Here is a 6,223-nt window from a genome sequence, read left to right on the forward strand (position 1 = left end):
GTCCACTCCTGGTGGTTGTAAGGTCGTCGCGGGGTGTTCGCATTCGATCGGAGCGTCACCTCGGGCGTCAAACAATCGACACCCGGCTGAAGACAACCGTCGGTTGTGGAGTGGAGCGGGATGGAACTCGACCTCGGCGCGGTGCGCGCCTTCGTCGCCGTCGCCGATGACCGGCATTTCGGCGAGGCGGCGGTCCAGCTCGGGGTGACTCAGCAGGCGGTGTCCAAGCGCATCGCGAAACTCGAATCGGACCTCGGGACGACCCTCTTCCACCGATCACGGGGCGGTGCCGAACTCACCGGCGACGGCAGGTCTTTCCTCACGCATGCCCGTGCGCTCATCAGTCTCGCCGATCAGGCCGTGGAGCTGCAGCGCAGCCGGCGCCGCTCGTTCCGGGTCGACGTGCTCGACACACGCCTCGCGTCGATCGAACTCGTCCGGACCTTCCACGGGACCGTCGATGACGTGGACATCGACATCGTGACCTCGGCCGGGCTCACCACCGCGCGGACGGCCCTGGCCCGCGGATCCATCGATGCCTTCTTCGGCCGCGTCACCGGCGTCCTGGATGATGCGATCGAGTCCACCCCCGCCTACCTCGAGCCGCTGCATGTGCTGATCAGCCGCAGGCATGCCCTCGCCGGCCGACAGCGGATCACGATGTCGGAGTTGTCAGGAACGACAGCGTGGATGCCGGGCAACGCTCCCGGCACGGAGTGGGCGGAGTTCTACCGCCTCCTCAGCGCTGATTTCGCCGTCCATATCGACACGACCGGTCCCGACTTCGGCTGGGAGCATTTCGTCGAGAGGATCAGCGGATCGGACGAGCTCTTCAGCCTCGTCGGCGAGAAGTGTCGGCTACCCTGGCACGCGGACACCGTGCAGATCCCCATCACCGATCCCACGCCGGTGTACCCCTGCTCGCTCCTGTGGAATTCGCAGAACCGGCACCCGATGCTTCCCCTGTTCATCCGCCATGTCGAGAGCGACTACCGGCCGTTCGACCCGCGGCGGGAGTGGCTCCCGGCCGCGGATCACGCGTTCTTCGTGGCCGAGCGCACCGCCCGTACATAGGAGCGATCGATCCCCGCGACGCCGACCGGATTGATCTTCCGGGTGGCGGGCCTCGGGTCGATGCCGCACGATGATCCTCGTGACCCCCGACGAGCTCACGGAGCCCGAACGCGCCCTGTGGAGGGCCTTTCCGCGCGGCGAGGAAGTCGACCTGCGCGTGGGTGCCGCCGAGGCCGACGATCCCTCGGACGACACGGGGTGGGGGGCCGAGCGCACGGTCCGGGCCGAGGTCATCACGGCTCTGCTCACGGGCGCCGTACAGCCGGAACCGGGGCACGTTCCCGGGATGTACCTGACCGGCGCGCGCGTCGCCGGCCGTCTGCGGCTGGCCCATGCCGAGATCATCTGGCCGGTACGGATGCGCTCGTGCTCGTTCGCCGAGCCCGTCGAACTGGACGGCGCCCGTACCCGGCAGGTCGACCTGGCCGGGTCGCGGCTCACGGGGCTGGAGGCGGCCCTCGCGGCGATCGACGGCGACCTCGAGCTGGCCGGATGCCGCTGTACCGGCCGGCTCCGGCTGACCGGTGCCCATGTCGCGGGGGCGTTGCGCCTGCAGCGGATCCGGCTGGAGCACACCGGCGGCACGGCGCTACTGGCCAACCGGCTCACCGTCGATGACGACCTGCTGTGCCAGGAGGCCGTCGTGGCGGGGGAGGTCCAGCTCGCCGGTGCGCAGATCGGGGGGATGCTGGGCCTGGACGAGGCCAGGCTGGAGAACCCCGGCGGCCGCGCCCTCAACGCCTTCAACCTGACCGTGGGCGCCCACCTGTGGGCCCGGCGCGGCTTCGCCGCCGTGGGCGAGATCGCCCTCGGCGATGCCGGCGTGGGCCGTGACCTGGACCTGTCCGGTGCGCACCTGCGCAATCCCGGGGCGAACGCGCTGTTCGCGCATGGCCTCACCGTCGGCACGCTGCTGAACCTCGGCCATGGGTTCCGCGCCGATGGAGCCGTACGGCTGAGGCGGGCGCAGATCGGCGGGTCCCTGTATCTCAGGGACGGGCGGCTGGCCAACCCCGGCGGCGATGCCCTCGACTGCCGTCACGTACAGGGCCGGGAGCTGGTCATGCGCACCGCGGAGCCGATCGAGGGGGTGGTCGACCTGCGTCATGCCCGGTTCGAGGTGGTCCGTGACGACCCCGACACCTGGCCCGCCGAGCTCCGGCTGGACGGGCTGGGGTACGACGCCCTGGACCCGCGACTGGCCGCCGGCCGGCGGCTGATGTGGCTGCGCCGCACCGGCGGGGCGTACCTGCCGCAGGTGTACGAGCAGCTCGCCGGCACGTACCGGCGGCTCGGCGACGAGACGGACGCGCGGACCGTGCTGCTGGCCAAGCAGCGGCACCGATGGCGGACCCTGACCTGGTACGCCCGGATCTGGGGACGGCTGCAGGACCTCACCGTCGGGTACGGGTACCGGCCCATGCGCGCCGGGGGATGGCTCGTCGCCCTGACCGTCCTGGGCACGATCGTGTTCGGCGTCGACCATCCGCCCGCGGTGCGGGGCGGCGACCCGCCGGCCTTCAATCCGCTGATCTACACCCTCGACCTACTGCTGCCGATCGTCGACTTCGGCCAGGAGCGCGCCTATCAGCCCGAGCACGCCCAGCGCTGGCTCGCCTATGCCCTCATCGCCGTGGGCTGGCTGCTCGCCACCACCATCGCCGCCGGCATCACCCGGGCGCTCCGCCGCGAATGACCTGACGGGGGGTGCTCACGCGAGGGCGACTGCGACCCGCCCGCGTAGGAGGGCCTCGTGGCCGGGGTCGGTGCACAGCGTCACGGTCAGCCCGGCGTCCGCCTCGTCGGCGAGGACGGCGAGGACGGCGAGCAGGGTGGCGAGCTGCTCCGGGGGCTCGTCGGCGAGCAGTTCCTCGGCGCGTTCGAAGATCAGCGTCACCTTCCCGGCGTCGCCCGCCTCGCGCAGGCAGGCGTCGCGCAGGCAGGCGTCGCGCAGGCAGTCGGCCAGCGCGTCCCAGTTGCGGCCGAAGTACGCGGGGAAGCGCAGGACCCGCGCCACCTCCGTGAAGAAGGCGGCGCGGGTACGGCATGCGCGCCCGTCGACGACCGCCGGTGCCGGGCTGGTGGACACCGTCAGCCAGTGCGGCAGCGGACGTGCGGCGGACGCCATGGGACTCCTAGAGCCGGTAGAAGTCGGTGTAGTGGTTCGGTGAGAACCAGGTAACGCCGGTGCTGCGATTGACGACGATCCGGTAGGCGTCACGCGCGGCGCCCCGAGCCCGCGGGTACACGTCGTACTCGTAGTAAGTGGCGCCGGCCGGGAGCTGGCCCTCTCGGTTGTAGAAGCGCCCGCCAGTGTAGTTGTACTGGCCGCCCGGCCAGGTGTACCAGCCACTGGTGGTGGGGTAGCCCTTGCCGGCCCAGGTCGCGTCGGCCGAACGCGCGTCGGCGCAACGGGAGATGGTGCAGGAGTTGTAGACCGCCGCGCCGGCGGGGGTGACGGCGATCAGGCCGGTGAGGGAGCCGGTCAGGGACAGGGTGGCGGCGAGGATGACGGCGAGCCGCGCCGGCCAGGAGAGCTGGGGGCTTTGCGGGGTGTGCACGGAGCCTCCTTGCGGGACAGAGGACGGACACCCGCAATGATCACTGCTCGCGTCGGGTCTGCGAATGGCAGATGTCGCCAAGGCCCGGTGAACTCCGCGCGGCACTGGGGTACACCGCCGCTGTCCGGCATCCGGTCAGCCGCCGAACCGCCGCACGTAGCGCCGCTGCCACGGGGTCTCGACGGCATGGCGGTCGTAGTTTCGGCGGACGAAGTCCACCGCCTGGTCCGCAGGCACGCCGTCGAGGACGGCGAGGCAGGCCAGCGCCGTTCCGGTCCGGCCACGGCCACCACCGCAGGCGATCTCGACACGCTCTTCGGGGGCACGAGCCCATGCCTCGCCGAGGACCTCCTGAGCCTGTGCGTGGCTGGTGGGCAGCCGGAAGTCCGGCCAGCGCAGCCAGCGCGCCTCCCACGGCACCTCGGGAGGCCGCTTGCCGAGCAGATGGACGGCGAAAGTGGGCTCCGGTCCGGCGGGCAACGGGCGGCGGAGCGCCCGGCCCCTGACCAGCCGCCCCGAGGGCAGTCGCAGCACACCGGCGTCGGCCGTGCTCCAGCTCTCGGTCACATGACCACCGTAGTGGGGAGGGTTCCTGCGTGGCTCTCCCTTTTCGACCAGCTGCCGGATCGCGCTTTCGCGGCGGCGCGGGCCCGCTCGTGGCACCCGCTTGTGGATCAGGGCCAGGTGCGCCGAGGGCCGCCGGCTGAACCTTGCGTTGAGTTGTTGCGTGTCGACGCGTTGCCATGGCTCAGAAGGTCACGGTGATCTTTCCTGCCAGGCCGCCTCGGAGGAAGAGTTCGTGTGCGGCCTGGATCTCGTGAAGGCCGAAGGTGGAGTGCACACGCAGTTGCAAGGAGCCGCGGTCGACAAGCTTGGTGAGCTCGCTCAGTCCCGCGCCATCCTCACGCACTTGGTTGACGGTGCTACAAACACCGCGTGAGGACAGGTCGGGGACCGGACCGGCCTGGGTGGCGATCGACGCATACCGGCCGCCGTCGGCCACAGCCTCGGTCACGAAGGCCCCGAAAGTGTCGAAGACCGCGTCATAGCTGCGGTCTTGAAGAGCGCGGCGGTCAGTGGTGACGAGGTCGGCACCGTGGTCACGGGCGAATCCGACCTGCGCGTCTCGGGAGACCAGAGCATCGGCTTCGACGCCCCAGGCACGGGCGATCTGCAGCGCCAACCCACCGACCGCACCTGCGGCGCCGGCGATCAGCAGCCGCTCCCCGGCAGACACCGCAAGCCAGTCCAGGGTCTGCCAGGCCGTGAGTCCGGGAAGCGGCAAGGTGGCCGCCTCGACCAGGCTGACCGCCTGCGGCGCGGCGGCTACTGTCTGTGCCGGAAGCGCGACCAAATCGGCCCAGGTGCCCCGGCCAGAGCTGAGCTGGTGCGACATCGCGATGACACGCTCGCCGGCGCGCAGCCCGCTGTTGCCTCCGTCCACCACGATGCCCGCCAGGTCCCAGCCAAGCGTCATCGGCAGCGGCGGCGTCCCCTCGCCGATGGCCCCCTCCCGCGTCTTGTCGTCGACCGGATTGATGCTGGTCGCAACGGTCCGAATCAGCACATCCTCAGCACCCGATTCAGGCTGAGGAGCATCGACAATGCCGAGGACGTCGGGTGTGCCAAAGCGATCGATCTGTATAGCGCGCACGGAGAGCCCTTCACACTACTGCTGCTGACGCACGGTGCAACGCCCGTGATGATCACGAGATTCCCGCCTGCGCTGCGGTTCAACACGGCTCGGTACAAGGGTCTCGTCGTGTGCCGACCCGGTGAGTGGCGGGCGTGCCCACGCGGTCGGCCGTAGCGGCTATCCAGTCTCGACGACCGAGCCCAGCACCACGCGCCGTAAGGACACCGCAGCCATTGTTGTCGGCCAGTAGCCGTGGGCGTCTCCTGGACCGGTCCCCTGTGGCGGGTGTCACCCAAGAACGTGCGCGCGCCGGAAAGCACGGACGGCGCGCGCACCCCCCGTCCGGTAGGGGAAGGCCGGACCGATGGAGAAGAGCGGATCCCCGCCTCTGAGACCACGCCCGCCCGGCTCAGGCGGTCGGCAGCAGCGAGGGGTCGGGCCCTCGGCGAACGCGGCTCCGCCGCCCTCAAGAACTTACAAAGCTCAAAAAATCGGCATTTCATGTCCAGGCAATATTGCCACATATGACCTATATTGCAGGATTGGCATTCCTGGTCGGCTTCGCAGTTAAACGGCAACAAGAATTCAAGAGTAGAGCGCTTGCCATTCGAACAGGTGAGCGATACTCTTTAATGGCGCACAGAGGCAGGTTGCGTGATGTTGGAAGCCCTGTTCGGTGCCTCTTTTCCGTCCGCCCCGATTCTTCTGGCTCTTTCGATAAGGAGTGTGTTGTGGCATTCGGTCCGGTGTCCGCTGTGCCGTCGCCGTCCTGTGCGGTCGAGGCGTTGGCGATGGCGGAGGCCGCGTTCGATTTCTTCAACAAGGGGGATCTGCCCGGCCTGCCGGTCGCCGTGCAGGCGGAGTCGTTGCGGGTGTGGGCGCGTTTGGAGGCCAAGCAGGCGGCGGCGCATGCGCGGCTGCTGGGTGCGTTCGATGCCGGTGAAGGGCCGAG

At 69.8% G+C, this 6,223-nt stretch carries 7 protein-coding genes; 3 read left to right on the top strand and 4 right to left on the bottom strand.

Features of this window, described 5'->3' with window-relative positions; all coding sequences use genetic code 11:
- The first annotated feature begins 120 nt into the window (after window positions 1-120).
- Both HKK74_RS37455 and HKK74_RS40625 read left to right on the top strand, forming a co-directional pair.
- Window positions 121-1,074 carry a LysR family transcriptional regulator gene (locus tag HKK74_RS37455; protein ID WP_187248182.1) on the top strand — a complete coding sequence of 318 codons (954 nt, stop codon included), beginning with the start codon at window positions 121-123 and terminating at the stop codon, window positions 1,072-1,074.
- 79 nt (window positions 1,075-1,153) lie between these two features.
- Window positions 1,154-2,770: a hypothetical protein gene (locus HKK74_RS40625; protein ID WP_187248183.1), complete on the top strand. Its 1,617-nt coding sequence runs from the start codon at window positions 1,154-1,156 to the stop codon at window positions 2,768-2,770.
- Window positions 2,771-2,785: 15 nt separating this feature from the next.
- Here the strand turns inward: HKK74_RS40625 and HKK74_RS37465 are convergent, their stop codons facing one another.
- The 4 genes from HKK74_RS37465 to HKK74_RS37480 form a co-directional block, all read right to left on the bottom strand.
- Complete coding sequence (locus HKK74_RS37465; RefSeq protein WP_187248184.1) at window positions 2,786-3,202, bottom strand: barstar family protein; 417 nt, start codon at window positions 3,200-3,202, stop codon at window positions 2,786-2,788.
- Between the two features lie 7 nt (window positions 3,203-3,209).
- A complete protein-coding gene (locus tag HKK74_RS37470) occupies window positions 3,210-3,635 on the bottom strand; it encodes a ribonuclease domain-containing protein (protein WP_187248185.1) in 426 nt (141 codons plus the stop codon).
- Window positions 3,636-3,770: 135 nt separating this feature from the next.
- Window positions 3,771-4,202 carry a protein-tyrosine phosphatase family protein gene (locus tag HKK74_RS37475; protein ID WP_187248186.1) on the bottom strand — a complete coding sequence of 144 codons (432 nt, stop codon included), beginning with the start codon at window positions 4,200-4,202 and terminating at the stop codon, window positions 3,771-3,773.
- Window positions 4,203-4,383: 181 nt separating this feature from the next.
- Window positions 4,384-5,289 (bottom strand): NADP-dependent oxidoreductase, encoded by a 906-nt coding sequence (locus tag HKK74_RS37480; protein WP_187248187.1) that lies wholly within the window; start codon window positions 5,287-5,289, stop codon window positions 4,384-4,386.
- Between the two features lie 713 nt (window positions 5,290-6,002).
- Between HKK74_RS37480 and HKK74_RS37485 the strand changes: the two genes are divergently transcribed.
- Window positions 6,003-6,223: hypothetical protein (locus HKK74_RS37485; protein ID WP_187248188.1), on the top strand; the 221-nt coding region annotated here is incomplete at its 3' end.

It is taken from the genome of Actinomadura alba (assembly GCF_014323705.1).
GTDB classification, from domain to species: domain Bacteria; phylum Actinomycetota; class Actinomycetes; order Streptosporangiales; family Streptosporangiaceae; genus Actinomadura_C; species Actinomadura_C alba.